Source organism: Burkholderia sp. L27(2015) (assembly GCF_009765705.1).
GTDB lineage: Bacteria > Pseudomonadota > Gammaproteobacteria > Burkholderiales > Burkholderiaceae > LMUX01.
In genome coordinates this window covers 109,009-135,780 of sequence record NZ_LMUX01000020.1, presented here as the reverse complement: position 1 = coordinate 135,780, position 26,772 = coordinate 109,009, and the positions used below count along the sequence as shown (strand labels likewise).

Here is a 26,772-nt window from a genome sequence, read left to right as displayed (position 1 = left end):
CTGGTTCATGCTATGCCGCTATACCGCCGTGCCGCCAAAAATCACCCAACCGCTCGATCGCTCAACCTGGCAGTACCCCTGCCATGCGTATCGACTCGGGCTGCCATTCATGCAGCACGAACGCCTCGGCCTGAGCCGCCGGACGCGGCCTGCACAGCGCGTAGCCTTGCAGAATATCGCAACCGTGCTCTTGCAGAAACCGCACCTGCGCTTCGGTTTCCACGCCTTCGGCGACGACCTGCAAACCCAGCCCCTGCGCCATGGCAATAATGGTCTGACAAATCGCCGCATCGGACGGATCCGTCGACAGGTCGCGCACGAACGCACGGTCTATCTTCAGGATATCCACCGGCAATTGCTTGATCAGACTCAGGCTCGAGTAACCGGTTCCAAAATCGTCGATCGCGACCAGCACACCCAGCGCCCGTAGCGCCTCGAGTTCGATGCGCAGCCGCTCGACCTCCTCCATCACCATCGATTCGGTCACTTCCAGGCACAGGTAACGCGCCGACAATCCGGTTTGAACCAAAATCTCCTTGATCCGTTCGACAAAACCGGCGCGACGAAACTGAACCCGCGAGACATTCACCGAGATTGGCACCGGCGTCATGCCGCGCATCTGCCACTCGCGATTCTGCAGGCAAGCCTGCACCATGACCCATTCACCGATTTTTTCGATCAGGCCGCTTTCTTCGGCGATCGAAATAAACACATCCGGACCGAGCAAGCCACGCTGCGGATGCTGCCAGCGTATCAAGGCCTCGAAGCCGCGCAGCGCCCCACTGCGAGCGTCGATTTCCGGCTGGTAATGCAGCACGAACTCGTGGTCGCGCAGCGCGCGCACCAATTCGGCCTCAATCTCAAACTTGATATTCGCCGTGACGCTCAACGATGCATCGAAGAAATGACTGCGCGCGCGCCCCTTGTCCTTGGCGTAGTACATCGCCGCATCGGCATTTTTGATCAGGTCGGTGGCGCTCGCGCCATGGCCCGGATAAACCGCCACCCCGATGCTGGCGCTGGTGTCGAGCGAATTGCCTTGGATCGTCATCGGCAAGGCAACCTCCGCCGCTATTTTCTCGATCAATTCCGCCAGCGGATCGCACGAAGCGTTCGCAATCACGAACACAAATTCGTCCCCGCCAAAACGGGCCACCGTATCGCCATCGCGCGCCAGGCGGCCAAGTCGTTGCGCAATTTGCTTGAGCAACTCGTCGCCGTTCACATGACCGAGACTGTCGTTGACCCGCTTGAAGCGATCCAGGTCGATCATGGCCACCCCCACCTGTCGACCGTCTTGAGCTGCCCGCACAATCGCCTGGGCCAGCCGGTCCTGCAGCAAATGCCGGTTCGGCAGCCCGGTCAATGGGTCGTGCATGGCCTGGTGTGCGACGCTCTCTTCATAGCTGACGCGCTCGCTCGCATCGCGCAGGTACGCGGCGTAATGCGACACCCGGCCGTATTCGTCGCGCAGCGGCGCAATGCGTAAATCCGCCCAGAACAGAGTGCCGTCCTTTTTGTAATTGCGCAGGGTCGCGTGCCCCTCCCTTTGCTGCGCCAAGGCGGCGCGAATTTCATGCAGGCCGCTCTGGTCACGATCGTCGCGCTGCAAAAACCGGCAATTGCGCCCGAGCACTTCGGCACGGCTATAGCCGGTCAAATGTTCGAAAGTCGGGTTGACATCGATCAACGGCATATCGGGAAGATTCGCGTCGGCAATCAGCACACAGTTGTTGCTGGCCTGCATCGCACGATGACTCAATTGCGCGAGATGGTCGGCGTATCGACTTTCAGTCAAGTCCTCCAGCAAGCCGGAATAGCGCAGAATTTTTTGATCGGCGCCAAACTCGGGCTGACTACTGCCTTGCACATAACGCACTGTGCCGTCGCGACGTTGCAAGCGGTATTGGAGTTTGAGGGCGCGCCCCTGCGCAAGCGAATTGAAGCATTCGCGCCAGACACGCAGCCGGTCCGCCGGATGCACGATGCCGACATATTCGTACACGCTGATTTCACGCGTATCGGCAGGCAAGCCCATGATCTCGCACGTAAGTGCGGATATGCTCAGTATCGACAGGTCCACGTCGTACGACCAGGTGCCCAGTCCCGCCAGGGTCAAGGCCTGTTGCAGGCGTTCCTCGACGACCTGAGGCTGGTACGCCTGGCGCTCATCCTGATGCTCATGCTCGATTGCGACGGCGGCTTGGCCGCCAACCGAATTCGGCTGCAACAGATTAACTGCCAGGATCGCGAGTTGATCGAGTGCCTGGCGGCACACCCACGACCACGCGCGCGCCGAGGTATCGGTGACCACCAACGCGCCGAGCAAGCCGCTGTGCGCGCAATACAGCGGCACGCCGGCGCAGGCTCGCACGCCGCCGTCATGGACTTCCGGGCAAATGGCGAAACGCGCGTCGGCAACGGTGTCGTCGCTATATGCGTAGCCTGACGATACGTCGAGAAGATGGGTTAGCGCAGTGCGACGCGACGCTCGCTGCGGGACATCCGAGCCCACCGCACACAACGTATCGCAGGCATCGTTCGTCAACAACTCGATACGTGCGCCCGACGCATTGCAAGCGCTGCGGGCGAGCGCAACGATCGCGGCCAGCGCACGGTCCTTGCCGCGGGTCTCGCCAACGACATCGCCAGCGACCGCACCACCGACCTCACTGCCGGCCTCACTCCCAGCATCGAGCCGATACGGTTTCAAATCGACACATGGCGGCGCAAGCTGCGCCGCTTGGACAGGGTCATTCATATCGACCTTAATAAAACCGCGCGAGTATTGTCCGCGGGTGTTGTGTATGGATCTCCCCCCTACCGCGGCATCGCGCGAGTAAGCCATTCAGCTAACACCTCTATCTCAAATCGTAACACCCGCATAAGCGAGATGTCTTACGACTTTACGGCTTAGCAACGCAATCCTGTAGCCCAGACGCTGACAGAGCATCGACATTTATGAGAAAATACGGGTTATCCCGTATGTGTCACTGCATAATGGAGTCATCCAGTTGAGGGTATCCAGCGCAATGCGCAATCATGCAGCGGGAATAATCCGCAGTAATCCAGTAGCAGTCCACCCTCGCCCGGTAAACCTTGCATGTCAGATGAAAGTTCTTTGAACACGGCAGTGTCGCGCCAGCAGCACACGGCCGTCACGCTGCAAATTGTCGGTATCGTCGCATTTACCTTTATCGCATATCTCACGATCGGTATTCCGTTGGCCGTGTTGCCGGGCTACGTACACACCGACCTTGGCTACGGCTCACTGTTGGCCGGCGTGGCGATCAGCACGCAGTATCTGGCCACCATAGTCAGTCGCGCGTTGGCTGGCCGAATGGCCGATACGGCGGGCCCCAAGCACACGGTGCTCTACGGCTTGAGCGCGTGCGCTGTCAGTGGCGTGTTGATGACCTTGGCTGCGCTACTTCAAACGATCCCATTGCTGAGCCTGCTGGTGCTGCTGCTCAGTCGTCTTGCGCTGGGGCTGGGCGAGAGCTGGGTGGCAACCGGCGCCATCTTGTGGGGCATCGGTCGGGTCGGTCCGTTGCAGACCGCCCGCGTCATTTCATGGAACGGCATCACCACCTACGGGGCGCTCGCAATCGGTGCGCCACTGGGCGTCGTGCTTGAACATGCGATGGGGTTCGTCTCGATCGGCATCACGATGACCCTCTTGGCGCTGGTCGGCCTCGTACTGGCCAAGGCCAAGGCGGCCGTGGCCGTGGTGGTGGGCGAACGCCTGCCGTTTCGCAGCGTGTTCCGCCGGGTTCTACCGCATGGAATCGGGTTGGCGCTGGGCTCGGCAGGATTCGGTTCGATCGCCACGTTCATTACGCTTTACTACGCTAGCCGTCACTGGTCCAACGCCGCGCTGTCATTGAGCCTGTTCGGCCTTTTCTTCGTGGGCACCCGGCTGGTGTTCCCGAACGCCATTCGAAACTACGGTGGCTTTCGCGTTGCAATCGTGTCGTTTGCAATCGAAGCCGCCGGTTTGCTGCTGCTCGCGTTTGCCCCGGTGCAGGGTCTGGCCATGGCGGGAGCCGCGCTGGCCGGCGCCGGGTTCGCACTGGTGTTCCCCGCGTTGGCGGTGCAAGCCGTGGAATTGGTGCCCGCCGCGAGCCGCGGTTCGGCGCTGAGCGCCTACTCGGTTTTTCTCGACGTATCGCTAGGCGTGACCGGGCCCCTGGCCGGTCTGCTTGTTGCCGGCTTCGGCTATCGTTCGGTGTTTCTTTGCGCGGCCGGTGCCTCTGTGCTCGCCGTGTGCCTGACGCTCGCGTTGCTCAATCGCAGTCGCGGCATCCGGCCTGCAGCGCTCGCCTGAATTCGTCATTTAAATTTGGCATCGGCAGGCCTTATCTGCGTGCCTTATCTGCCTGCGCGAAGCGTTCACGGTGTGGTTATTTGATTTGACGCAACTGCGTGTCACAACTGTTTGATATCCTTGGCGTTTGCCCATTGGATATGCACATCGGCTGACGTAATTTTGTGCGGGCCTCGAATCGCTCACCCCTGGAACCCGATATGTTGAATAAATTGACGATTCGTACCAGTTTGACGTTGATCATCTCGCTGTTCGCCGTGTTGCTGATCATCGGCGGCGCGATCGGTTATTTCGGCATCAATTCCAGCAACGAATCGCTGCGCGTTATCGACCGTGGCGACGTCGCGGCCATCGATGCGCTCAACAATAGCTCGATGAGCCTGCTGCGCGCACGTATCGCGTTCTCGCGATTCGACTCGCTGTACGGCAACGGTGACCTCGACAACGCGACCAAGGCACTCAAGCGCGGCGAAGAACTACTCAGCGACGCCGACAAGGCGTGGCAGACTTATCAGGCGCTGCCCAAGGGTGACCAGGAACAAGCGCTCGTCGATACGTTGGCGGCCAAACGCGCCGTGCTGTTCGATCAAGGCATCAAACCCGAAGTGGCCGCCATGCATGCCAATGATATGACGACCTTTCGAAGCATCGCCGAGACCAAGATCAGCCCAATGTTCATCGATTTCGATAAAGCCATGTCCGCCGTGGGCGATTACCGCCGGCAGCACGCCGAGACCTTGTACGTCGAGGCTCAACAGCGCTCCTCGATCATTTCGACTCTGATCCTGGTAGGCGTCGGCGCTGCGGTGTTGTTCGCACTGGCAGTACGCGTGATGTTGACGCGCAAGATCGTCAACCCGCTCGATCTTGCCGTGACCCATTTCGACAGGATCGCCGCCGGCGATTTGTCGGCCCCGATCGTCGTGAGCGACAAAACCGAAACCGGCCGCTTGTTCTCCGCACTCAAGAACATGCAGGGCAGCTTGGCACGTACGGTCAGCTCGGTGCGTACCGGCGCCGAATCGATCGACGTCGGCGCGCGGGAAATCGCGGCCGGCAACGTCGACCTGTCTTCACGTACCGAACAACAGGCCTCAGCCCTGCAGCAAACCGCATCCAGCATGGAAGAGCTGACGGCGACCGTGAAGCAAAATACCGATAACGCCCGGCAGGCCAATCAGTTGGCGGCGACCGCGTCACTCACGGCCGAGCGCGGCGGTGAAGTGGTCAGCCACGTCGTCGAGAAGATGCGCAACATCACCGACAGCTCGCACAAGATCGGCGACATTATCAGCGTGATCGACGGCATCGCCTTCCAGACGAATATCCTGGCGCTCAATGCTGCAGTGGAAGCCGCGCGTGCCGGAGAACAAGGCCGCGGCTTCGCTGTGGTGGCCTCCGAAGTGCGCAGCCTGGCGCAACGCTCCGCTTCAGCGGCCAAGGAAATCAAAGGTTTGATCGAGACATCGGTCGAGCACGTCGAAAGCGGTTCGGCCTTGGTGGAAACAGCCGGTCGCACCATGGATGAGGTCGTTACCGCAGTCAAGCGCGTGACCGATATCATGGGCGAAATTTCGTCGGCATCGGAAGAGCAAAGCGCGGGGATCGAAGAGGTCAATCGCGCTGTGTCCGAGATGGACAGCGTGACTCAACACAATGCAGCGCTGGTCGAAGAGGCGGCGGCCGCAGCGGGTTCGCTGGAAGAACAGGCGCGGCGGCTGACGGAAGCGGTCGCAGTGTTCCGGATCAGCGGGAGCGGCGATGCGATGCGTGCCTTGGTCGGCTAATCAGCTCAGTCCGCTGCTCGGTCACGCTGCTCGGTCACGCTGCTCGGTCACGCTTCTAAGCCAAGCAAGTCAGCCATGCCGGTCAGCCAAACGTCACGACCTGATCGCGTCCCGCTTCCTTCGCGCGATATAGCGCGATATCGGCCTTGCGCACGCTGTCGGACGGGCTTTCCGGCTGATCGCAATAGTACAGGCCTATGCTCACCCGGACCTCACTCACCTCGGGCACGCCCGGCACGCTCACCTGCCGCACGGCCTCGAGCAGGCGTCGCGCGAGCTCTTCCAGCGCTGACCTTTCTACCGCCGGCACCAGCAGCAGAAACTCTTCGCCGCCCCAGCGCGAAAACACGTCGTATGGGCGCATATGCTGGCGCAACGTCGCCGCCACGGCGATCAACACCTGATCGCCGGCATGATGGCCGAACGCGTCGTTGATCGCCTTGAAATGATCGAGATCGAGCATCAGCAGCCCGAACGCAGTATGTTCGCGTATCAGCCGCGCGCACTCGGCGTTAAGCCGGTCGAGCAAACCGTTGCGATTCATCAGGCCGGTGAGCGGATCGGAAATCGCCTGCTCCTGCAGCACCTTGTTCATGTCCAGCACCTGCGACTGGAGCCGGTCGCTCATCATCGTGATTTTGTCGAGCCTAGCCTCGAGCCGCTGGTACTGATGCGCCAACCACTCCAGCTCCGCGACCAGCGGATGATCGCCGAACTGCTCGCTGGCACGTTCCAGGCGTTGCACGACATGCGTATCGGCAACGCGGAAAATCGGTGCACGCGTCGAGCGCTCCGTCATGACATATGCGTGTCGAGAACTTCGAACGAAAAGCTGATCTCGTCGGAGAATTCTTCAGCCGTTTCAAGCGCACGCGGATTACGTGAATCGTACTTCCAGACCACCTGCACCGATCGCCCTTCCTGATGAGCCTCTTCGAGCAAATCGAACAGGTCCAGCATGCTCTTGATACTGCCCGTATTCACGTACGAGAGCTCGAGCTCCATGCGCACGTCGGCCCGATTACTCTGCAGGAAATCGCCCAGCCATTGCACGATGGGCCGATAAAACTCGAAACTATTGGCCGGATAGCTTTCGCCGACCAATTCAAGTAAGCCGCGCTCCGGATCCAGTCTGACCCAAGGCGTCGAAACAGTCGCCGCTTGTTCGTAGTACTGCATCACATTCCTCAAATTACAGCGGTCAAATGAAAGTAAGCCGTATCCGCATCGATGTCGCGCACGCGATATTCCAGCGGACGGCTGGACTTGCGCGCCATGTCGATCAGCCCCAGGCCCGCGCTGGGCGAACCGTCTTCACGCGGGCGGCGACGCTGCTCGCGATAGCAGGCCTTCAGCCCATCGGCATCGAGCTTGGCCAGTGAATCGAGCAATGCCATCAATGGCGGCAAATCGCTTTTGGCTACCGGATTGCCGGACGTCACGAGATAGTGATCGTCGTCGAGCCGACCGATCGCGATGGTTGCGCTGTCGTAGCGCTGCAGTTCGGACAGCGATGCGCTCGCAGATGCAGCCTGGATTGCAGCAGTTTTACCCGCCGTGTAATTCTGGATATTCTGCGACTGCTCGATATATACGGCAAATACGTCGTAAAGACGGCCTGCATTGTGCGTTTCCGCCTCAAGGTATCGTTTCACGGCAACCCCGAGCTGTTCAATGATACTTTGCGAAAGCGGCCCGTTAAAGCAAATCAGTATGTTCGCCTCATCAAGCTTCTGTCGCAGATCCCAAAGATCTAGACCGTTCATTGTCAGTCCTATTATTCAAATGCCGGGGCATGGAAACCCAGCAAGGTGATGTCATCGCGCTGCGCGAGCGGGCCGCGATACTCCCTGAGGGTGCGCTCGAACTGCTCGGCCTGCCGGCTCAATTCCCATTGGCTGAATTCCGCCAACGCCACCTCGAATTGTGCCCGGCCAAAGCCGTAGCCGTAAAGTCCCCCCGGCTGGTCGAACACGCCGTCGGTAGGCAAATATACCGTCTCATGCGTCGTAAGTTGGCGTATCTGCACCGGCACGGGCAATTCCGGCCCCCGGCTGCGGTAGCCCAGCCCACGTTTGCGGCCCATGAGACGGCTTACCGCGCCATCCGATGCAATATAGGCGTCGATGCCGCAACCGGCAAATTCGAGCGTGCAGGTGGCGCTGGCGGATTCAGCCCGTGTGAGCCGGCATAAACCCAGGTCCATGCCGTAGTCGAGACCCGCCTGATCGCGGCGCAAACTGTCGCGCAACTGCGCGTCGATCTCGGCGATCAGTACATTGAGGGGCACCGCGGGCGCGTTCGCGCCGTGGCTGAGCACCTGCCGAATCACCGAATAAGCGGCCATGCTCATGAACGCGCCAGGAACCCCATGACCGGTGCAGTCGGCAACGCCGACATATCGGTTTTCCGCGTCTTCGAACAGAAAATAGAAATCGCCGCCCACGATATCGCGCGGCAACCACATCACACAGGTCTCGCCCAGGGTACGCCGCAGCCGATCCGGCGCCGGCAGCAAGGCGCTTTGTATCATCTTGGCGTAGCGCAGCGAAGCGTGAATTTCGTCCTGCTGCTCAGCCAGCACCACGTTGGCATCGTTGAGCTCGGCAGTGCGCTCGGCCACCCGCGCTTCGAGGTGCGTGAGCGTGTCGCGCACCTTGCCGGCCATGGTCTCGAACTGGTTCGACAAACGCCCCAGTTCGTCGTCTTGCGCGGCGGGCAGATGCAGGTTGTAGTCGCCGCGCGCCACCTGCCGGGTCGCCACGGCCAAGTGGCTAATCCGCCGCAACACCAACCGATCGAGCGCAGCAGAGACCAACAATAAACACAGGATCAGTGCCAACCCGATCACCGCCAATATGATGCGGAACGGCGCCGTACCGATCAGCAAGCGCAAATCCATTTCGCTCACGACGTACCAGTCCAGCCCGGGCAGATAGGCCACCGCCAGCAAGCGGGGCTGTCCCTCGAAACTCACGAACAGCGTCTGTACCCCGTCCGGAGCCTTCTTCAAGGTCATGAGTGCGTTCGACAGCGCGTCGCGGTCGGCGGCCGAACCCAGCAGTTGAAACACGGTCTTGCGTGCCCCGGGTGACTTCGACGAACTATCGAGCGTGATGTAGCTGTGATTCGGATGCGCCTGGATCGACCCGTCAGGCCCGATCAGCATGTTGGTGACGCCGCGCGTCTCGCTACGCACCACGCGCTGCACGAAATCGGTCAGATCGATGCCGGTGCCGACCAGTCCCAACATTGCGCCGGTGCGATCCTGCACGCGCATATTGATCCAGACCTTGGTGACGTCCAGTGTCGCGTCGGAATTTACGTTGAGCTCGTAAGGCCGGCCGCTGTCGCGCATTTCGAAGTACCACCTGTCGCGCTGCAGCTTGGGATCCAACGTGTAGCGCAACTCTTTGCCGGCGTACTGATTCGAATGGTCATTGAAGTAATAATGCAGCGAGCGGTTGATGATCAGGAAATAGCTATGATCGGAAAACACCGTGCGCAAATCTTCGAGTTCGGTCATGGCCACGCGACGCGCCTGCGGATCGGTCTCGTCCGTCAGCCACGCACTCAGAAAGGCCGAGTGAGCGAGCGTCGATGTCAGCGCAATTTCCCGTTGCACCGGCGCGAGAATGCGTTCACGGTCATACAGCACCTGGCGTTGCGCAAAATAGGCACCCAGTTCGCTGCTGATGCCGGCAGTAATGCGTTCGAACGCAACCCAGGTGATTGCGCCGGCGACCAGGAACACGCACAAGGTCAAGCCGAGAAACCGGCTGCGCAAGCTCGCAGCGCGAAAAAATCCAGAGAAAGGACGCCTCATGAAGCCACCAGCCGTCTTTGTCTCCGTCTTATACTACCCAGCCCCGGGAGCACAGCCCACGGGCATCCAGCGATTAGTTCTATTTTCATTTTTCCGCAATTCGAAACGCCGACATCCCCGAATCCGTGTCTGGCGTTTAGCTCGTGCGATCATAACAAACAACGCCCGCACGACGACATGTGTCGCGGCGATGAAACGCTTTTTTTAACGTTGCTTTAGTACCGCTTTACTGCTGCTTTAGTACCGCTTTACTGCGACTTCATGCAAGCGCCGCTGCCGTCTTTCACGCATTCGATGTCGTCACGGCGCGCCTCATAGCGGTGCCCGGAGAAAGCCAGCCTCCCGCTGGATGCCCGCCGGTGGTGCACAAGCAGTGCACCGCGCCGCCCCGGCTCGATAGATCGCAGCGCGCCCAACGCCGCAGGCAAGTATCTGATTCGCGCTGGCTGAGTTAGTATCGAACTCAGCCACTGGCTCGGAACTTGCTCGGCTTACACTGGCTTTACATCTGTCACCGATCCATCCACTGGGCTGCTCATGTCGATCCACGTCGCGCTAAACCATGTTTCGCACTACCGGTATGACCGTCCGGTCAGCTTGAGCCCGCAGATCATCCGGCTGCGCCCCGCGCCTCACGGCCGCACCCCCATCCTGTCGTACTCGCTCAATATTTTTCCCAAGCAGCATTTCGTCAACTGGCAGCAGGATCCGCAAAGCAACTGGCTCGCGCGCGTGGTGATCCCCGAGAAAACCACTGAATTCCGCATCGAAGTCGACCTGATCGCCGAAATGTCGGTGATCAACCCATTCGATTTTTTCCTCGAACCGCAAGCCGAGAACATCCCCTTCCAGTACGAAGCGTGGCAAAGCCATGAGCTGGCGCCTTATCTGCAGACGTTGCCGCTCACGCCGCACTTTGCGCGCTACCTCGCCGAAGTGCCGCGCGAACCGCAACCCAGCGTCGATTTTCTCGTCGCGCTGAATCAACGCGTGCAAGGCGACGTGGGCTACTTGATCCGGCTCGAGGCCGGCGTGCAGACGCCGGAAGAAACCCTGACCAACGGCACGGGCTCGTGCCGCGATTCCGCCTGGCTGCTCGTGCAACTGATGCGCCATCTAGGGCTGGCCGCGCGCTTCGTGTCGGGTTACCTGATCCAGTTGGTGCCAGACGTCAAATCGCTGGACGGCCCCAGCGGCACCAAGGTCGATTTCACCGATTTGCATGCGTGGTGCGAGGTCTACCTGCCCGGTGCGGGCTGGGTCGGGCTGGACCCGACATCGGGCCTGTTCGCCGGCGAAGGCCATATCCCGCTTGCCTGCACGCCCGAACCGTCGTCGGCTGCGCCCGTGACCGGTCTGAGCGAGCCGTGCGAATGCGAATTCGAACATCGCATGTCGGTCACGCGGGTGTGGGAAGCGCCGCGCGTGACCAAGCCTTACACCGATGAGCAATGGCAGCACATCGAAGTGCTCGGGCACCGCATCGACGGTGATCTCGACGAACTCGACGTGCGCCTGACCATGGGCGGCGAGCCAACCTTCGTTTCCATGGATGACCCGGACGGCGCCGAATGGAATACCGCCGCGCTCGGACCCACCAAGCGCAAGCTGGCCGGCACGCTGTTCCACAAACTGCGCGATCATTACGCGCCGCACAGCCTGGCCCATTTCGGCCAGGGTAAATGGTATCCGGGCGAGCAGTTACCGCGCTGGTCGCTGAACTGTTTTTGGCGCAAGGACGGCGAGCCGGTATGGGACGACGCGCGGCTATACGCCGACGAAACCGAGCCGGCCCAAGCGGACGCCGAGCTGGGCCGGCGTTTTCTCGCCAATGTGGCGGGACGGCTAGGACTGGACGCGAAGTACGTATTCCCGACCTTCGAGGATGCTTACTACTACCTTTGGCGTGAACGCCGGCTCCCGGCCAACGTCGACCCGTTCGATTCCCGCCTGGGCGATGCGCTCGAACGCCAACGCCTGAGCCAAGTGTTCGAACAGGGGCTGGACACGGAAGTCGGCCACGTATTGCCGGTGATGCGTGCGCCGGCGGGCGTTTGGCAAACCGGCTCATGGTTCTTGCGCAGCGAACGCTGTTATCTGATCCCCGGCGACTCGCCGATCGGCTATCGGCTGCCGCTGGATTCGCAGCCTTGGGTAGCCGAAGGCGATTTCCCTTATGTCTACCCGCCCGACCCGTTGCGACCGATCAAACCGCTGCCGACCGCCGCGATGTTGCGACAATACGTGTGCGAGGCCGAGCGAGCCACTAGCCCGGCTCCCGCTGCCGCCAAGTCCGCGACCGCCGCATCTGCACACCCACATCCCGATCCCGATACGCCGCTCGCGGCCAAACAATCGGCCGGCTGGATCACGCGCCGCGCGATGTGCGCGCAGGCTCGCGACGGCATCCTCTATATCTTCATGCCGCCGACCGACGCGCTCGAGGATTACCTAGAGCTGGTCGCTGCCGTCGAAGCGAGCGCGGCCGCACTCGGTGCGCAGGTGATCCTGGAAGGCTACGAACCGCCCTCCGATCCGCGCCTCACTCAATTTCGCGTCACGCCCGATCCGGGCGTCATCGAAGTCAACATTCATCCCAGCAGCAGTTGGGATCAATTGGTCGAACGCGCCACGCACCTGTACGAAACCGCGCGCGAGACCCGGTTGATCACCGAAAAATTCATGCTCGACGGCCGCCATACCGGCACGGGCGGCGGCAATCACTTTACGCTGGGCGCGTCGACGCCGGCCGACTCGCCGTTCTTGCGCCGCCCCGATCTGCTGCGCAGCCTGATCTCGTACTGGCACAATCATCCGTCGCTGTCGTTTCTTTTTTCCGGCCTGTTTATCGGCCCGACCAGCCAGGCGCCACGCATCGACGAAGCCCGCAACGATTCGGTCTACGAACTCGAAATCGCCTTCGCGCAAATTCCGCAAGCGGGCGAACCGGTCCCGCCCTGGCTGATCGACCGCGTGTTGCGCAACCTGCTGACCGACGCCACCGGCAACACGCATCGCGCCGAGTTCTGTATCGACAAGCTCTATTCGCCGGATAGCGCAACGGGACGCCTGGGTCTGCTCGAAATGCGCGCGTTCGAAATGCCGCCGCATGCGCGTATGTCGCTGGCCCAGCAGTTGCTGTTGCGCGCACTGATCGCGCGTTTCTGGAAAACGCCATACGCGCCGCCCAAGCTGGTGCGCTGGGGTACCGAATTGCACGACCGTTTCATGCTGCCGTATTTCGTCAAAGAGGATTTCAACGACGTGCTCAGCGAAACGGCGGCGGCAGGCTACCCGATCAGCCTAGACTGGTTTGCGCCGCACTTCGAATTCCGCTTTCCGACCTACGGCGATTTCTCGGCGCGTGGCATTCACGTCGAAATGCGCCATGCGCTCGAACCGTGGCATGTGCTGGGCGAAGAAGGCGCGCCCGGGGGCGCCGTGCGCTACGTCGACTCGTCGGTCGAACGCATGCAAGTAAAGGTAACCGGCATGGCCAGCGACCGCTACATACTCGCGTGCAATGGGCGGGCGGTACCGCTGCAACCGACCGGCAATGTGGGCGAATTCGTGGCCGGCGTGCGCTATCGCGCGTGGCAACCGCCGTCCTGCCTGCACCCGACGATCGGTAGCCATGCGCCGTTGGTATTCGATCTGATCGATACCTGGATGAACCGCAGCATGGGGGGTTGTCAATATCACGTAGCGCATCCGGGAGGGCGCAACTACGACGATTTCCCGATCAACGCGTATTCCGCCGAGAGTCGGCGCCTGGCGCGTTTCTTCCGGATGGGGCATACCCCGGGCACGATGACGGCCCCGTCTATCGAGGAGAATCCGAACTTTCCCTTCACTTTGGACTTGCGGCGGTAAAATAGCGAATTGCCCTATCTCGTGTGCCCATGCCCAGCGCGTTGCTTTCTTCCTATACCCCGCATCCGGACCGTTATGACGAGATGCTCGATGCGTCGAGCGCGGTCCGGGATCATTGGCGTGCGCTATGGACACAACTGAATACCGCTAGCCCCGAGCAAATGCACCAGCACGCCGATTTCGTGCGCAGCCAGATCGTTGAAAACGGCGTCACCTACAACACCTACGCATCGGCCCAGGACGCCGGGCGCCCCTGGGAGCTCGATCCGCTGCCGCTGGTGCTGCCGGCCTCGGAATGGGAACCGCTGGCAGCGGCCGTAGCACAGCGCGCGCGCCTGCTCGATGCGGTGCTCGCCGACCTCTACGGCCCGCAGACCCTGCTCAGCTCCGGCTTGCTGCCGCCGGCGATGGTGTTCGGCCATCCGGGTTTCCTATGGCCTTGCCAGGGCGTGCAGCCGCCGCACGGCCGCTTCCTGCACATGTACGCGGTCGACCTCGCACGTTCGCCCGATGGGCGCTGGTGGGTTATCGCCGATCGCACGCAGGCGCCATCGGGAGCCGGTTATGCGCTCGAGAACCGCTTGATCGTGTCGCGTGTTTTCCCCGATCTGTTTCGCGACTTGCGCGTGCATCATCTCGCCGAGTTCTTCCGCGCCCAACATCAAGCCTTGTCGTACTTCGCGCCCACCGACGGCGAAACGCCGCTGATCGTACTGCTCACGCCGGGCCCGTACAACGAGACCTACTTCGAACACGCCTACTTGGCGCGCTACCTCGGGTTCCCGTTGGTCGAAGGGCAAGACCTGACCGTGCGCGGCGACAAGGTCTACCTGAAAACCTTGAACGGTTTGCAGCGCGTGCATGCGATCCTGCGCCGCCTGGATGATGGTTATTGCGACCCGCTCGAATTGCGCGGCGATTCGGCGCTGGGCGTCCCGGGCCTGTTGCAAGCTGTACGCGCAGGCCAAGTGCTGATGGCCAACGCGCTGGGCAGCAGCGTGGTCGAATCGACCGCGATCGCGGCCTTCCTGCCTAACATTTGCGAACACCTGCTTGGCGAGCCGCTCGCGATTTCCTCGGTCGCTACATGGTGGTGCGGCGAGACACCGGCGCTCGAACATGTGATCGAGAATCTCGACGAGTTGGTTATCAAACCCGCTTATCCGTCATTCACTTTCGAACCTGTGTTCGGCCACGATTTGCAGGGTGCGCAGCGCGATCAATTTATCGAGCGACTGCGCCAGCAACCCCACGCCTATGTGGCGCAGGAACTGGTCACGCTGTCGCAGGCGCCGATGGTTTCGGCCGATCCGCGCCAGCCGCTGGCGGCACGCTCGGTGGGCTTGCGCATGATGGCGACGGCCAAGCCCGATGGCGGCTACAGTGTAATGCCCGGTGGCCTGACGCGCGTGGCCGACCTGGGCACTGCGCAAATGATCTCGATGCAGCGCGGCGGCAGCAGCAAAGATACCTGGGTGCTTTCCGAACAACCGGTCAGCACGCTGAGCCTGCTCAAACGCGTCACCGTCGCGCGCGACCTGGTGCGCAGTCCGGCCAGCCTGTCGTCGCGGGTAGTCGAAAACCTGTTTTGGCTGGGCCGTTACACTGCGCGCTGCGACGACGTGGCGCGCCTGTTGCGCGTTGCGCTCACGCGCTTTGACGACGCGAGCCGCGAGGCGCCGCTTGCGCGCGCCGCCGCCGTGGACGTGTGTCGCTGGCTCGCTCTGATCCCCGACTGGGACGAGGACAGCCACGAACCCGCGCCCGACGACGAGCAAGCACTGCTTGCCGCGATCTTCGACGATCAAGAGTCGTCCAGTTTGGCCAGCAATCTGGCCAACCAGATGTGGGCCGCCACCCAGGTGCGCGAGCGTCTGTCGCTGGACAACTGGCTCGCATTGAACCGGATGGAACGTTCGCTGGCCGCGAGTGCCAGAAAAATGGCCGGTACCCGCAATCTCGCCGAAGCGATACGCTCGCTCGATCAACTGATGACATCGTGTGCCGCACTCGCCGGTTTTGCGATGGACTGCATGACGCGCGACGACGGCTGGCGCTTGCTGATCATCGGCCGTCATATCGAACGACTGGCCTTCCTGAGCAGTGTCGTCAGCCGTTTCCTCGCGAATCTGGACGAGCAGCCGCGCCACCAGGGCGAGAACTGGGCCAGCTTCGACTGGTTGCTGGAAACCGCCGACAGCATCGTGACGTATCGTCACCGCTATCGCGCGCAGCCCGAACTGCTCCCGGTACTCGATCTGATCGTCTTCGACGACACCAATCCGCATGGCGTCGTGTTCCAGATCCACCAGTTGTTAAGTTATCTCGACGAATTGACCAAGAGCCTCAATCAGGACTCCACGGAAATGAATGGCGTGCTGCCGATACTACTGAAGCGCCTGACGGGGTTCGATCTGGTACGCTTCGAGTTTGGCAGCCGGGCGGCTTGCCGTGACCTGCGCCACTTGCTCGACGAGATCACGCAAGCGGCGTGGACACTCTCGGATCGCCTGGCGATGCGCCACTTTACGCATATCGGCGAGATCAGCCGGCAAACGCTGGCAGCCTGAATTTCCTCCCGATTTTTGTTGCCCCGATTTTTGCCCCGATTCAGGCCCCAATGGCAAAGCAACCCACACGGCATATGGCGCGTTACCACATCATCCACGATACCGAGTATCGCTACGCCGCACCGGTTTCGTTGTCGCGCCAGTTGCTCCATCTGACACCGCGCTCGGTGCCTTGGCAAAGCTGCGTCGCGCATCGGCTCGATATCGAGCCGGCGAGCGCCCTGCGCCTGGAGCGCCGCGACGTGTTCGGCAATCCCGTGACGCTGCTCGCGCTGGAATTTCCGCATGAGCAGTTGCGGGTGCGCGCCGAAATGACGTTGGATGTCAGCGATCAGAACTGGTCGACCGATCGCGAGACGCCCCCCTGGGAAACCGTGCGCGACCGGCTTGCGTATCGTTCCGGAAAAGCCCCGCAAGCGGGCGCCTTGGCGGCTAGCCGTTATCGTTTCGAATCGCCGTACGGGCGGGTCAAGCATAATTTCGCCGAGTACGCCGCCGAGTGCTTTGCGCCCGGTATAGCGCTAGCCGACGGCGTGCGTGCGTTGACCAGCAAGATCCATCGCGATTTTGCCTTCGACACCGAGGCCACCAACGTAGCCACTCCGGTGATTGAAGCGTTCGACGCGCGGCGCGGCGTCTGCCAGGATTTCGCGCATGTGATGGTGTCCTGCTTGCGCTCGCTCGGGCTGGCCGCTCGCTACGTCAGCGGCTATATTCTGACCACCCCGCCACCCGGCCAAACGCGCCTGATCGGCGCCGATGCGTCGCATGCCTGGGTGTCGGTGTGGTGTCCGCTCGACGGCGAAGAACTCTGGCTCGACGCCGATCCGACCAACGATGTGCTGCCGAACTGCCAGCATGTGACACTCGCCTGGGGCCGCGATTTCAGCGACGTTTCGCCGCTGCGCGGCGTGATCCTCGGCGGTGGCAGCCATGAGCTTAAAGTCAGCGTCACGATGGTGCCGCTGGATGAATTGGCGCTGGGCGGCGTTTGATCTCCTGGGTTGATCTCCTGGGTTGATCTCCTGAGCTGATCGTTTGAACTCCACGGCCGTGGACGGGTCAGTCTTGTAGGTCACCCGACGTTACCCGAGCGAAATTAGCCGAGCGAAGTTACCCGAGATGAATGCATGAAAACGTTTCATTGCGATCAATGCGGCCAGCAGGTATTTTTCGAAAACATCCGCTGCGAGCGTTGTGGCTGCATGCTGGGTTACCTGAGCGATTTGCGCGATATCAGCGCGTTCGAGCCAGTCGAGCCTGACCAATGGCGCAGCCTGAACCGGCAAGCCGGCAAACGGCTTTATCGAAAATGCGAAAATTATTCGCAACACAATGTCTGCAACTGGATGATACCTGCCGACTGCGGCGACGCACTGTGCGGCTCGTGTCAGTTGACGCAGACCATACCCTCGCTGTCGGTGGAGCCGAACGCAGAACGCTGGTATAAGCTTGAACAAGCGAAGCGGCGCCTGCTGTACTCGCTGGCGTCGCTCAATCTGCCCATCGTTTCGAAACGCGAGGACCCGCAAGGTGGGATCGCGTTCGAATTCCTCGCCGCGACGACCCCTTGTGAAGGGGTGCTCACAGGTCACGATCAGGGCCTGATCACGCTGAATATCGCGGAAGCCGACGACGCGCAACGCGAACAGATCCGTACCGCGATGAACGAGCCGTACCGCACTTTGCTCGGACATTTCCGTCACGAATGCGGCCATTATTATTTCATGCTGTTGATGAACGAAGAGGCCGATCTTGAGCGCTTTCGCGCACTATTCGGCGACGATCGCGTGGACTACGGTGTGACCCTGCAGCGTTATTACCAAGAGGGGCCGGCGCCCCAGTGGGATCAGTCGTTCGTGAGCGCCTACGCCAGCGCCCATCCGTGGGAGGATTGGGCCGAAACCTGGGCACACTATTTGCACATGAGCGATACGTTGGATACCGCGCACGCCTGTGGCTTGGCGCTGAACCCGCGAAGCGCGCAAGAGCCCTCGATCAAACTCGAACCGTCGGGCGTGGAGGTCACGTCATTCGAGAAAATGATCGACCAGTGGTTTGCATTGACCTACGTGCTCAACAGCCTGAACCGCAGCCTCGGCATGCCCGATGGCTATCCGTTCACGCTCGCGCCGCCGGTGATCGAGAAGCTGCATTTCGTGCACAACGTGATACACCGTGGTCGCGACGCGAAACCGACTTCGGGTGCATCGCTGGCACGCTAGGAATACGACGCCAGAATGCCAGCCGCGTATCGCCGCTTCCTGCCTGCTGCGCGCTGCCGTATCCACGCAGGTAGCGCACCGCCACGGCCGTCCGTCATTTCATTTCAGGCTGGCCCACAGCGCAGGCATATCGAGGTTGCTCGCCAATGCATCGGCCAGCGCGTCGATCGAGGCCTCGCGCTGCGCGTCGTGGTCGAGCGCTTCGGCGTGCGCCAAGCCCGCCCAGCTCAGCCATGCGGCGCACGCTTGCGGTGAGTTGAACAGCCCGTGGACATAGGTTGCGGCGATCTGACCATCCTGCGACAGCGCACCGTCGGGGCGCGGTCCGTCGCGACTATCGAGCCATAGTGCGGGATGCTCGAGCGCGCTGCCCGTCGACTCGCCCATATGAATTTCGTAGCCACGTACGGGAATCCGCGGGGAGCGCTCGTGCGCGTTACCGGCTTCGTCCGGGCTACCCGCCCAGGCCAACTGGCCTGTGACATTTTCCAGCAGTTTGCGCGCGCTTAGCGTGGTATCGAAATCAAGCCAACCCAGCCCTGCCACATCGCCCGCCGGCCCTTCGACGCCAAGCGGATCGCGCACGCTACGGCCGAGCATCTGCATGCCACCGCAAATGCCCAGCACTTTGCCGCCATAGCGCAGATGGCGGCGCAGCGCGGCCTCCCAACCCTGCGCGCGCAACCAGGCCAGATCGGCTTGTACGCTTTTGCTGCCGGGCAAGATAATCAGGTCGGCCGGGGGCAGCACTTCGCCCGCCCCAACATAGCGAAAATCGACCTGCGGATGCGCGCGCAGCGCATCGAAATCGGTGTGATTGCTGATGCGCGGCAAGGCGGGCACGATCACCCGCAACGCGTCGGTGCGCGTCGCCTGCGCATGCCGCTCGCCGGGCAACATGTCTTCGGCATCGAAGTGCATGCCCAACAGATAAGGCACAACGCCGAACACCGGTTTGCCGGTGCGCGCTTCCAGCCAGTCGATGCCCGGTTGCAGCAATGAGAGATCGCCGCGAAACCGGTTGATGATGAAACCGCGCACGCGTGCGCGTTCGCTTTCGGACAAGCAATCGAGTGTGCCGACCAAATGCGCAAACACGCCACCCCGGTCGATATCGGCGACGATCACCACGGGGCAATCGACCGCCTCCGCAAAACCCATATTGGCGATGTCACCTGCGCGCAAATTGATTTCGGCCGGGCTTCCCGCGCCCTCGACCAGCACCGCGTCGTAGCGGCCGCGCAAACGCTCGTAGGACTGCAACACCGCTTCCATCGCGCGAGGTTTATAGGCCTGGTACTCGCGGGCATTGAGGTTAAAGCGGGCCTGCCCGTGAATGACCACTTGCGCGCCGAGGTCGCTGTTGGGCTTGAGCAGCACCGGATTCATATCCGTGTGCGGCGCCAGGCCGCAGGCGAACGCCTGCCACGCCTGAGCACGGCCGATCTCGCCGCCGTCGGCAGTCACCGCGCTGTTGTTCGCCATATTTTGCGGCTTGAACGGCACGACGCTTGCGCCAGCGCGCAGCGCCAACCGACATAAGCCAGCCACCAGCGTGCTCTTGCCGGCGTCGGAAGTCGTGCCTTGTATCATCAGCGTGCCGCGCGGAATCGCCGCGAGCTCGCGCACTATTGGAGGAGTAGGCATATATGCATAGTCGTAGCCGGATGTGCATTATCGCATTGCGGCCCGGTACAATTCGCCGATGATCCTTTTTTCAACGCCGCGCGCGCACCGCGCTGACCAACGTTCCTCACGTTCGTTACGTGATCCACGCTTACCGTCGATGTGCATGACTCGGGCACCCCATTGCATCGAAGGTGGCTTATGAATATGCCGCCCGATATGCTGTGGACCGCGTTGCTCGCATGCGCCGCCGTGATGCTTGATCGGCTGTTGGGCGAACCACGTCGCGCTCATCCGCTGGTTGGGTTCGGGCGCTACGCGAATTGGTTGGAAGCGTGGTTTAATCCAGCGCAGTCCGATCCCACGCGGTTCGATCCTGCTGCATTGCAAGCGCTTTCGGCTACCGCAGAACATGCCGTTGGGTCGACCGCGACACCCGCCGATTCAGCGCGTCGCCGCGCTCGTGCACTAGGCGTGGCCGCTTGGTTATTGGCTGTCGCGCCGCCTGTATGCGTGGCACTGGTACTGATCGCTTCGCTGCCATTTGCATGGGCGTGCCTTGTGCATGTTTTATTGCTCTGGTTTGCACTGGGTGCACGCAGCTTGACGCAGCATCTCGAACCGATCGCGCGTGCATTGGCGGCGGGCGATCTCGCGGCTGCGCGTCTCGCGACAGCACGCATTGTTTCGCGCGACACACACGCTGCCGATGAAACCGCGCTGGCGCGCGCCGCAGTCGAGTCGGCGCTGGAAAACGGCAACGATGCCATCTTTGGCGCACTGTTCTGGTTTGCCGTTGCCGGAGGCCCCGGCGCGCTGGCGTTTCGTCTGGCCAACACGCTGGACGCCATGTGGGGCTATCGGACACCGCGTTATCTGCATTTCGGCTGGGCCGCGGCACGTCTGGACGACCTCGCCAATTGGGTACCCGCACGCTTGACGGCGATCAGCTACGCGGCCTGCGGACATAGTCGCAGCGCACTTGCATGCTGGCGCGCGCAGGCACCACAGTGGGATAGTCCCAACGCGGGGCCTGTCATGGCTAGCGGCGCCGGAAGCCTGCAACTGCTGCTGGGCGGCGTGGCTCGTTATCATGGACGCGATGAAATCCGTCCGGTACTGGGCACGGGGCGTCCTCCGGTGGCCGACGATATCGGACGCGCGTTGCGATTGGTACGGCATAGCCTGCTGATCTGGCTCGCGACGCTGCTGATATGGGGGGTATCGGGTCATGGATGATGAGGCCACGGATAAACGCGTCGCGCAGCCCTTGCGAGCGCGCAGCCCGGTCCCGCATGGCGGCGATCTGCGCATTGCGATCGAGCGCTTCGGCGGTCCGGCCGAGCGCTGGATCGATCTTTCCACCGGAATCAACCCGCATGGGTATCCGGTTCCCGCAATCGACACCCAAGCCTGGCTACGGCTCCCCGACGATCATGATGGGCTGGCCGAGCTGGCCGCGTCGTACTATGGCGCGCAGCGTGCACTACCGGTCGCCGGGAGTCAGCCGGTAATCCGCTTGTTGCCGGATCTGCTGCCGCGATGTTCTGACGCGCACGCAGCGCGCCGGGCCGACGCGGTGGGCATCGCTACCCTGACTTACGGCGAGTACGCGCCAGCGTTTGCCCGTGCCGGCCACCGCGTGCTGCGCTATGGCTTCGCAGACCTCCATCGCGCAGACCTTGATGCAAGTCCGAGTCTAAGTTCGAGCCTGGGCACCAGCACTAGCCAAAACCAAAACATTAAACCAGCCGATTTCATCGTGTATCCCGGCAGCGTATTGCCGCCCGAGGTACTGCATCTGGTCGTCGTCAACCCTAACAATCCCACCGCAGAGCAATTCGACGCTGACACCCTCCTCGGCTGGCACGCACAGCTCACTGCGCGCGGAGGCTGCCTGATCGTGGACGAGGCTTTTGCGGACGTGGCGCCGCACGCCAGCGTGACGGCCCACAGCGCGTTGACCGGTCTGATTGTCCTGCGGTCGATCGGGAAATTTTTTGGACTGGCCGGCGCACGTGCCGGTTTTACGTTGGCCGAACCGGCGTTGCTCGACGCGCTCGCCGCTGAACTCGGTCCTTGGACGCTGACAGGCCCAACGCGGGCCGCCGTACGCGCGGCATTACAGGATCAGGCTTGGCAGCGCACTACCCGTGCCCACTTGCATGAGGCGGGCGAGCGGCTCGTGGCCCTATTAACCCGCCGCGGACTTGCACCTCGCGGCACGCCGCTGTTTGCCTGGGCGCCTCATTGCGCTGCTGCCGCACTGCAAAAGCACTTGGCCGGCGCAGCGATCTGGGTCAGATTGTTCGACGACAGCGCGGCGCACAAACGTGCGGCGTTCGATTCGAAGTCGATGCCGAACTCGACACACCCATCGATCGAACGCGACTCAACGTTACCCGCCTACCCGAGCGGATTGCGCTTCGGCTTGCCCGGGTCGAAATCGGAATGGGATCGTCTAGATGCCGCGCTCGCCGACTGCGCCGATTTGATCGACGCTGGAGCGATCAAGCGCTAGCCCGGCGTGCCTGTTTGCTGCGATACATCAACGCGTCGGCATCGCGCAGCATCTCATTGATGCTCGAATGGTGCTTCGCATCGTAATGGACCGCCCCGACACTGAACGCGATCTCGTAACCGCGCTGCGCGGCCCCGTTGTACTCGGCCACGGCTTGTGTCAGACGCTCCAGGATCGCCGCGCCCTGGCTGGCATCGGTATTGGTCAGTAGCACGACAAACTCGTCGCCACCCAGGCGGCCGATCACGTCCGATTCACGGAACAGCCCGCGCAGTATTCCGCTGAAATCGATCAACGCCCGATCACCCTCGGCATGACCGAACTTGTCGTTGATTTGTTTGAACCCGTCCAGATCGAAGAAAAACAAGGTCGCTGGCCGCTCCAATCGATGACACAAATGGACCGCGTGCTGCGCGAGCGCGACAAAGCCGCGCCGATTCGAGATCAAGGTCAGCTCGTCGAGCGTGGCGAGCCGTACCGCGGCGATTTCCTGCTCCGCCATACTGGCCAAATCGCGCAGCAAGGCGCGCTCGTCATCGTCGAATTCGCGTGGCACCGTATCGATCAGGCAGAGCGTGCCGATCTTACTGCCGTTGGCCACGGAAAGCGGACAGCCGGCGTAAAAACGGATCTTCGGGTCGCCGGTAACCAGCGGATTATCGGAAAAACGCGGATCGGCAAAGGTGTCGGGGATCGACAGGATGTCGTCGTCCAAAATGGCGTGCGCACAAAAAGACACATCGCGCGAGGTTTCGCTCATGCCCTCCGGCAATCCGACACACGATTTGAACCACTGCCGATCGGCATCCACCAGGCTCACCAGTGCGATCGGTACGTTGAAAAGACGTTTGGCCAAGCGCGTCAGGCGATCGAAACGCTCTTCCGGCGCAGTGTCCAGAAGATGCAGCGCACGCAAGGCGACGAGCCGTGCGTGTTCGTTGGGGGTCCGGGCGGGGGGCTGCATAGTGAACCTCAGCGTCTGAAAATCGATTGAACATCCGCAGTGGCAAGCCGACGCGTGGTTGCGCGGCGCCATAGTGTAACCACGTTTTGTGCTAACCCCAACACTCTGTCGTTCCGATCCAACCTGCCCGTCCAGCCTGCACCGCTCGCAGCAGGAAATTTCAGCATGGCCGCGGCCTGCGGCTATCGGATCAGGTGAGCGGCTTCGCAAGATGACGCTGAAATGCGGTTCGCCCTTCTATGCGTTCGTACCAGCTCGCCAGATGCTCGAAATCCGGCCGATCGATGCCGTCGATGCCGAACCAGCGGCGTGCATAAGCACCCAGGACGATATCGGCCAAGGTAAACGTATCGTTTTCGATAAACCGGCGACCGGCCAGATGCGCGTCGAGTATCGCCCAGTGTTTGGCGACATTCGCCACGTCGGCGGCAACTTGCGCGGCATTGCGCGCCTCGGGAGCGGTACGCACCATTGCCCAGAAGACGGGGCGTTCGGCCGGTTGGAGCGTCGACAAACTCCAGTCCAACCAGCGGTCTATCGATGCGCGGGTTGCGGGCGGAAGGGGATAAAGTATGCGCTCGCCGTGATATTGCATCACGAGATAGCGCAGGATGGAATTCGATTCCCACAGCGTAAAGTCACCGTCTTCCAGCAAGGGAATGCGGCCATTCGGATTCTTGGCGAGATATTCCGGTTCGGTATTGACGCCATGTTCCAGGCCGGCGTCGATTCGTTCATACGAGACCCGCAATTCGTCGCAACACCACACCACTTTTTGCACATTGACGGAGTTGCTTCGTCCCCACACTTTAAGCATCGATCGGTTCCTCAGAGGGCTTATAGGTATAAACAGCAGCAGGTCCGAAGAACGGAAGAAGTGTGATGCGCGACCAGCCGGGATCTCCGGTCAGCCGCGCGTTTCACGGAGCCTGCATGGCAAGTTCGCCTATCGTAAAGGCCAACCACCTTGCAGTACAAGCAGCATGGATGCCGCCACCCGTCGCTCCCTTGCAAGACAAATTCAAACAAACCAAAACACCCCCGAGCAAATCCGGGAAAAATCCACGAAAAACTCGATAAAGCTCAGGAAAACCCAGGAAAACTCACACTCGGACGCTCAGTTGGCCATCAGGTCGGCTTGTTGGCTGCCTTGCGCGGGAGTAACCGGGGAGGTCGTCGCCGAAAAAAATGTCGCCTTATTGCTACGCCCGTACACACGGTTGATGCCGCTCAACACCGCACGAATCGAAGCCGTCACCAGATTCGCGTCAACGCCGACCCCGAACGTGCTGCCCGGCACGGCATCGCAGGCCATCTCCGCAAAGGCGATGGCGTTGGCGTCCGCACCCTGCCCGATCGCCCGTTCTTCATAGTGGTGCACGCGCACGGGCGTATGCAAAACCGGCGCAAACGCGTTGACGAGCGCGTCGATCGGGCCGTTGCCCGTCCCGCGCAGCACCTGCGCGACGCCGTTTATGGTCACGCTCAGCTCGATCGATTCACGGCCGTCGCGTTCGCTCAATACGTGCTTGTGATATTCGATCGGTTCGCTAATGTCGATGTACTGGTTGTTGAACAGCGCCCACAGATCCGCCGCGGTCACTTCGCGCCCGGTATCATCGGTGATCGCCTGCACCGCAGTGCTGAACTCGACTTGCAAGCGACGCGGCAACGCCATGCCGTAGCCCTGTTCCAGCAGATAGGCGATGCCGCCCTTGCCCGACTGGCTGTTGACTCGAATGATCGAGTCATACGTGCGGCCCACGTCATTGGGGTCGATCGGCAGATAGGGCACTTCCCACAGCGCATCGGGCTGCTGCACGGCCATGCCTTTCTTGATCGCGTCCTGATGCGAACCCGAGAATGCCGTGAAAACCAGATCGCCGACATACGGATGACGCGGGTGTATCGGCAGTTGCGTGCAGTCCTCGACCGTACGCGCCACTTCGTTGATGCGGGAAAAATCGAGTTGCGGGTCTACGCCCTGCGAGTACAAATTAAGCGCCAATGTGACGAGATCGACGTTACCGGTGCGTTCGCCGTTGCCGAACAAACAGCCTTCGACACGATCGGCGCCGGCCATCACGGCCAATTCCGCTGCGGCCACCGCGGTGCCGCGGTCGTTATGTGGATGCACGCTCACGATAATGCAGTCGCGGCGTGCCAGGTTGCGGTGCATCCATTCGATTTGATCGGCGTACACATTGGGCGTAGCCACCTCGACCGTAGCCGGCAAGTTCAGGATCGCACGGCACTGCGGCGTCGGATTCCAGACTTCGATCACGGCGTCGCAGACTTCCTTCGCAAAATCGAGCTCCGTGGAGGTAAACACTTCGGGGCTGTATTGGAAGGTCCAGGCCGTCTCGGGTTGCGTGGCGGCGATTTCCTTGATCAAGCGAGTGCTGCGTACCGCGATCTCCTTGACGCCCGCACGGTCGGTCGCGAACACGATCTTGCGAAACGCCGGTGCGGTGGCGTTATACAAATGGATGATGGCCTGCTTGCTACCTTTGAGCGAGTCCATCGTGCGGCGAATCAGATCTTCGCGTGCCTGCGTGAGCACTTCTATCGTCACGTCGTCGGGGATGTGCCCGCCTTCGATCAGTTCGCGCACAAAATCGAAGTCAGTCTGGGAGGCCGCCGGGAATGCCACTTCGATTTGCTTGAAGCCGATTTCCACCAGCATCTTGAACATGCGCATCTTGCGCGCAGCGTCCATCGGCTCGAACAGCGCCTGATTGCCATCGCGCAAATCGGTGCTCATCCAGATCGGTGCTGCCGTGATGGTATTACCGGGCCAACGACGGTCGGGCAAGTCGATAGGCGGGAAGGCGCGATATTTGCCGGTGGGATTCTTCAACATGGTAGTGCTCGCTTATAAAATAACTGGCTGGTTTCAAGAGTCAAGATCGGGGTTTAGCAGCTGAAGTCAAAACGAAACGAAGCGCCGAACGTAGCAACGTCGCGCGATGTGACCGAATTCAGACCAAACTTGAACAGGAGACGTGAAGCAGATTCGCGCAGACGGTGGCGCGGGGGGCAATGCGCGTTAA

The 26,772-nt window shown here is 61.4% G+C and carries 17 protein-coding genes; 8 read left to right on the top strand and 9 right to left on the bottom strand.

Annotated features, from left to right (window positions below):
• Window positions 1-61: 61 nt before the first annotated feature.
• A complete protein-coding gene (locus GSQ77_RS17630; RefSeq protein ID WP_158904075.1) occupies window positions 62-2,761 on the bottom strand; it encodes a bifunctional diguanylate cyclase/phosphodiesterase in 2,700 nt (899 codons plus the stop codon).
• Window positions 2,762-3,103: 342 nt separating this feature from the next.
• On the opposite strand from GSQ77_RS17630, the gene GSQ77_RS17625 reads away from it, so the two are divergent.
• Together GSQ77_RS17625 and GSQ77_RS29840 are read left to right on the top strand one after the other, a co-directional pair.
• A complete protein-coding gene (locus tag GSQ77_RS17625) occupies window positions 3,104-4,327 on the top strand; it encodes an MFS transporter (RefSeq protein ID WP_158904074.1) in 1,224 nt (407 codons plus the stop codon).
• A gap of 200 nt (window positions 4,328-4,527) precedes the next feature.
• The gene (locus GSQ77_RS29840) at window positions 4,528-6,114 is read left to right on the top strand and encodes a methyl-accepting chemotaxis protein (RefSeq protein ID WP_301951168.1); all 1,587 of its coding nucleotides are present in this window, start codon (window positions 4,528-4,530) and stop codon (window positions 6,112-6,114) included.
• 82 nt (window positions 6,115-6,196) lie between these two features.
• Here the strand turns inward: GSQ77_RS29840 and GSQ77_RS17615 are convergent, their stop codons facing one another.
• The 4 genes from GSQ77_RS17615 to GSQ77_RS17600 are packed head-to-tail and all read right to left on the bottom strand — an operon-like array spanning window position 6,197 to window position 9,940.
• The gene (locus tag GSQ77_RS17615) at window positions 6,197-6,913 is read right to left on the bottom strand and encodes a diguanylate cyclase (RefSeq protein WP_158904073.1); all 717 of its coding nucleotides are present in this window, start codon (window positions 6,911-6,913) and stop codon (window positions 6,197-6,199) included.
• Window positions 6,910-7,293: a DUF1987 domain-containing protein gene (locus tag GSQ77_RS17610; protein WP_158904072.1), complete on the bottom strand. Its 384-nt coding sequence runs from the start codon at window positions 7,291-7,293 to the stop codon at window positions 6,910-6,912. The genes GSQ77_RS17615 and GSQ77_RS17610 overlap by 4 nt, the downstream gene beginning before the upstream one ends.
• 8 nt (window positions 7,294-7,301) lie before the next feature.
• The gene (locus GSQ77_RS17605; RefSeq protein ID WP_158904071.1) at window positions 7,302-7,880 is read right to left on the bottom strand and encodes a SiaB family protein kinase; all 579 of its coding nucleotides are present in this window, start codon (window positions 7,878-7,880) and stop codon (window positions 7,302-7,304) included.
• Between the two features lie 11 nt (window positions 7,881-7,891).
• Window positions 7,892-9,940, bottom strand: coding sequence for a SpoIIE family protein phosphatase (locus GSQ77_RS17600; RefSeq protein ID WP_158904070.1), 2,049 nt, complete (start codon window positions 9,938-9,940; stop codon window positions 7,892-7,894).
• A 537-nt stretch (window positions 9,941-10,477) separates the two neighbouring features.
• On the opposite strand from GSQ77_RS17600, the gene GSQ77_RS17595 reads away from it, so the two are divergent.
• From GSQ77_RS17595 to GSQ77_RS17580, 4 genes are all read left to right on the top strand, one after another.
• Window positions 10,478-13,813 (top strand): DUF2126 domain-containing protein, encoded by a 3,336-nt coding sequence (locus GSQ77_RS17595; protein WP_158904069.1) that lies wholly within the window; start codon window positions 10,478-10,480, stop codon window positions 13,811-13,813.
• 29 nt (window positions 13,814-13,842) lie between these two features.
• A complete protein-coding gene (locus tag GSQ77_RS17590) occupies window positions 13,843-16,383 on the top strand; it encodes a circularly permuted type 2 ATP-grasp protein (RefSeq protein ID WP_158904068.1) in 2,541 nt (846 codons plus the stop codon).
• Between the two features lie 50 nt (window positions 16,384-16,433).
• Complete coding sequence (locus GSQ77_RS17585) at window positions 16,434-17,378, top strand: transglutaminase family protein (RefSeq protein ID WP_158904067.1); 945 nt, start codon at window positions 16,434-16,436, stop codon at window positions 17,376-17,378.
• A gap of 135 nt (window positions 17,379-17,513) precedes the next feature.
• Window positions 17,514-18,608 (top strand): putative zinc-binding metallopeptidase, encoded by a 1,095-nt coding sequence (locus tag GSQ77_RS17580; RefSeq protein WP_158904066.1) that lies wholly within the window; start codon window positions 17,514-17,516, stop codon window positions 18,606-18,608.
• Window positions 18,609-18,707: 99 nt separating this feature from the next.
• Here the strand turns inward: GSQ77_RS17580 and GSQ77_RS17575 are convergent, their stop codons facing one another.
• A complete protein-coding gene (locus tag GSQ77_RS17575; RefSeq protein ID WP_158904065.1) occupies window positions 18,708-20,255 on the bottom strand; it encodes a cobyric acid synthase in 1,548 nt (515 codons plus the stop codon).
• A 180-nt stretch (window positions 20,256-20,435) separates the two neighbouring features.
• Between GSQ77_RS17575 and GSQ77_RS17570 the strand changes: the two genes are divergently transcribed.
• On the top strand, window positions 20,436-21,473 hold the full coding sequence (locus GSQ77_RS17570) for a CobD/CbiB family cobalamin biosynthesis protein (RefSeq protein WP_254067683.1): 1,038 nt from the start codon (window positions 20,436-20,438) through the stop codon (window positions 21,471-21,473).
• Window positions 21,466-22,755, top strand: coding sequence for a threonine-phosphate decarboxylase (locus GSQ77_RS17565; protein ID WP_158904064.1), 1,290 nt, complete (start codon window positions 21,466-21,468; stop codon window positions 22,753-22,755). The genes GSQ77_RS17570 and GSQ77_RS17565 overlap by 8 nt, the downstream gene beginning before the upstream one ends.
• On the opposite strand, the gene GSQ77_RS17560 is transcribed toward GSQ77_RS17565, so the two are convergent.
• The 3 genes from GSQ77_RS17560 to leuA all read right to left on the bottom strand — a co-directional run bounded on the left by GSQ77_RS17560 (window position 22,745) and on the right by leuA (window position 26,582).
• Window positions 22,745-23,719, bottom strand: coding sequence for a diguanylate cyclase (locus GSQ77_RS17560; protein WP_158904063.1), 975 nt, complete (start codon window positions 23,717-23,719; stop codon window positions 22,745-22,747). The genes GSQ77_RS17565 and GSQ77_RS17560 overlap by 11 nt on opposite strands.
• Window positions 23,720-23,909: 190 nt before the next feature.
• Window positions 23,910-24,536, bottom strand: coding sequence for a glutathione S-transferase family protein (locus GSQ77_RS17555; protein WP_158904062.1), 627 nt, complete (start codon window positions 24,534-24,536; stop codon window positions 23,910-23,912).
• 300 nt (window positions 24,537-24,836) lie between these two features.
• Window positions 24,837-26,582: a 2-isopropylmalate synthase gene (leuA, locus tag GSQ77_RS17550; protein ID WP_158904061.1), complete on the bottom strand. Its 1,746-nt coding sequence runs from the start codon at window positions 26,580-26,582 to the stop codon at window positions 24,837-24,839.
• Between the last annotated feature and the right edge of the window lie 190 nt (window positions 26,583-26,772).

Bases quoted from the DNA above. Each gene is read 5' to 3' on its own strand.
- GSQ77_RS17590 (WP_158904068.1), top strand. From the start codon at position 13,843: ATGCCCAGCGCGTTGCTTTCTTCCTATACCCCGCATCCGGACCGTTAT.
- GSQ77_RS17570 (WP_254067683.1), top strand. From the start codon at position 20,436: ATGAATATGCCGCCCGATATGCTGTGGACCGCGTTGCTCGCATGCGCC.
- GSQ77_RS17625 (WP_158904074.1), top strand. From the start codon at position 3,104: ATGTCAGATGAAAGTTCTTTGAACACGGCAGTGTCGCGCCAGCAGCAC.
- GSQ77_RS17615 (WP_158904073.1), bottom strand. From the start codon at position 6,913: ATGACGGAGCGCTCGACGCGTGCACCGATTTTCCGCGTTGCCGATACG.
- GSQ77_RS17565 (WP_158904064.1), top strand. From the start codon at position 21,466: ATGGATGATGAGGCCACGGATAAACGCGTCGCGCAGCCCTTGCGAGCG.
- leuA (WP_158904061.1), bottom strand. From the start codon at position 26,582: ATGTTGAAGAATCCCACCGGCAAATATCGCGCCTTCCCGCCTATCGAC.
- GSQ77_RS17595 (WP_158904069.1), top strand. From the start codon at position 10,478: ATGTCGATCCACGTCGCGCTAAACCATGTTTCGCACTACCGGTATGAC.
- GSQ77_RS17580 (WP_158904066.1), top strand. From the start codon at position 17,514: ATGAAAACGTTTCATTGCGATCAATGCGGCCAGCAGGTATTTTTCGAA.
- GSQ77_RS29840 (WP_301951168.1), top strand. From the start codon at position 4,528: ATGTTGAATAAATTGACGATTCGTACCAGTTTGACGTTGATCATCTCG.
- GSQ77_RS17610 (WP_158904072.1), bottom strand. From the start codon at position 7,293: ATGCAGTACTACGAACAAGCGGCGACTGTTTCGACGCCTTGGGTCAGA.
- GSQ77_RS17605 (WP_158904071.1), bottom strand. From the start codon at position 7,880: ATGAACGGTCTAGATCTTTGGGATCTGCGACAGAAGCTTGATGAGGCG.
- GSQ77_RS17630 (WP_158904075.1), bottom strand. From the start codon at position 2,761: ATGAATGACCCTGTCCAAGCGGCGCAGCTTGCGCCGCCATGTGTCGAT.
- GSQ77_RS17600 (WP_158904070.1), bottom strand. From the start codon at position 9,940: ATGAGGCGTCCTTTCTCTGGATTTTTTCGCGCTGCGAGCTTGCGCAGC.
- GSQ77_RS17575 (WP_158904065.1), bottom strand. From the start codon at position 20,255: ATGCCTACTCCTCCAATAGTGCGCGAGCTCGCGGCGATTCCGCGCGGC.
- GSQ77_RS17560 (WP_158904063.1), bottom strand. From the start codon at position 23,719: ATGCAGCCCCCCGCCCGGACCCCCAACGAACACGCACGGCTCGTCGCC.
- GSQ77_RS17585 (WP_158904067.1), top strand. From the start codon at position 16,434: ATGGCAAAGCAACCCACACGGCATATGGCGCGTTACCACATCATCCAC.
- GSQ77_RS17555 (WP_158904062.1), bottom strand. From the start codon at position 24,536: ATGCTTAAAGTGTGGGGACGAAGCAACTCCGTCAATGTGCAAAAAGTG.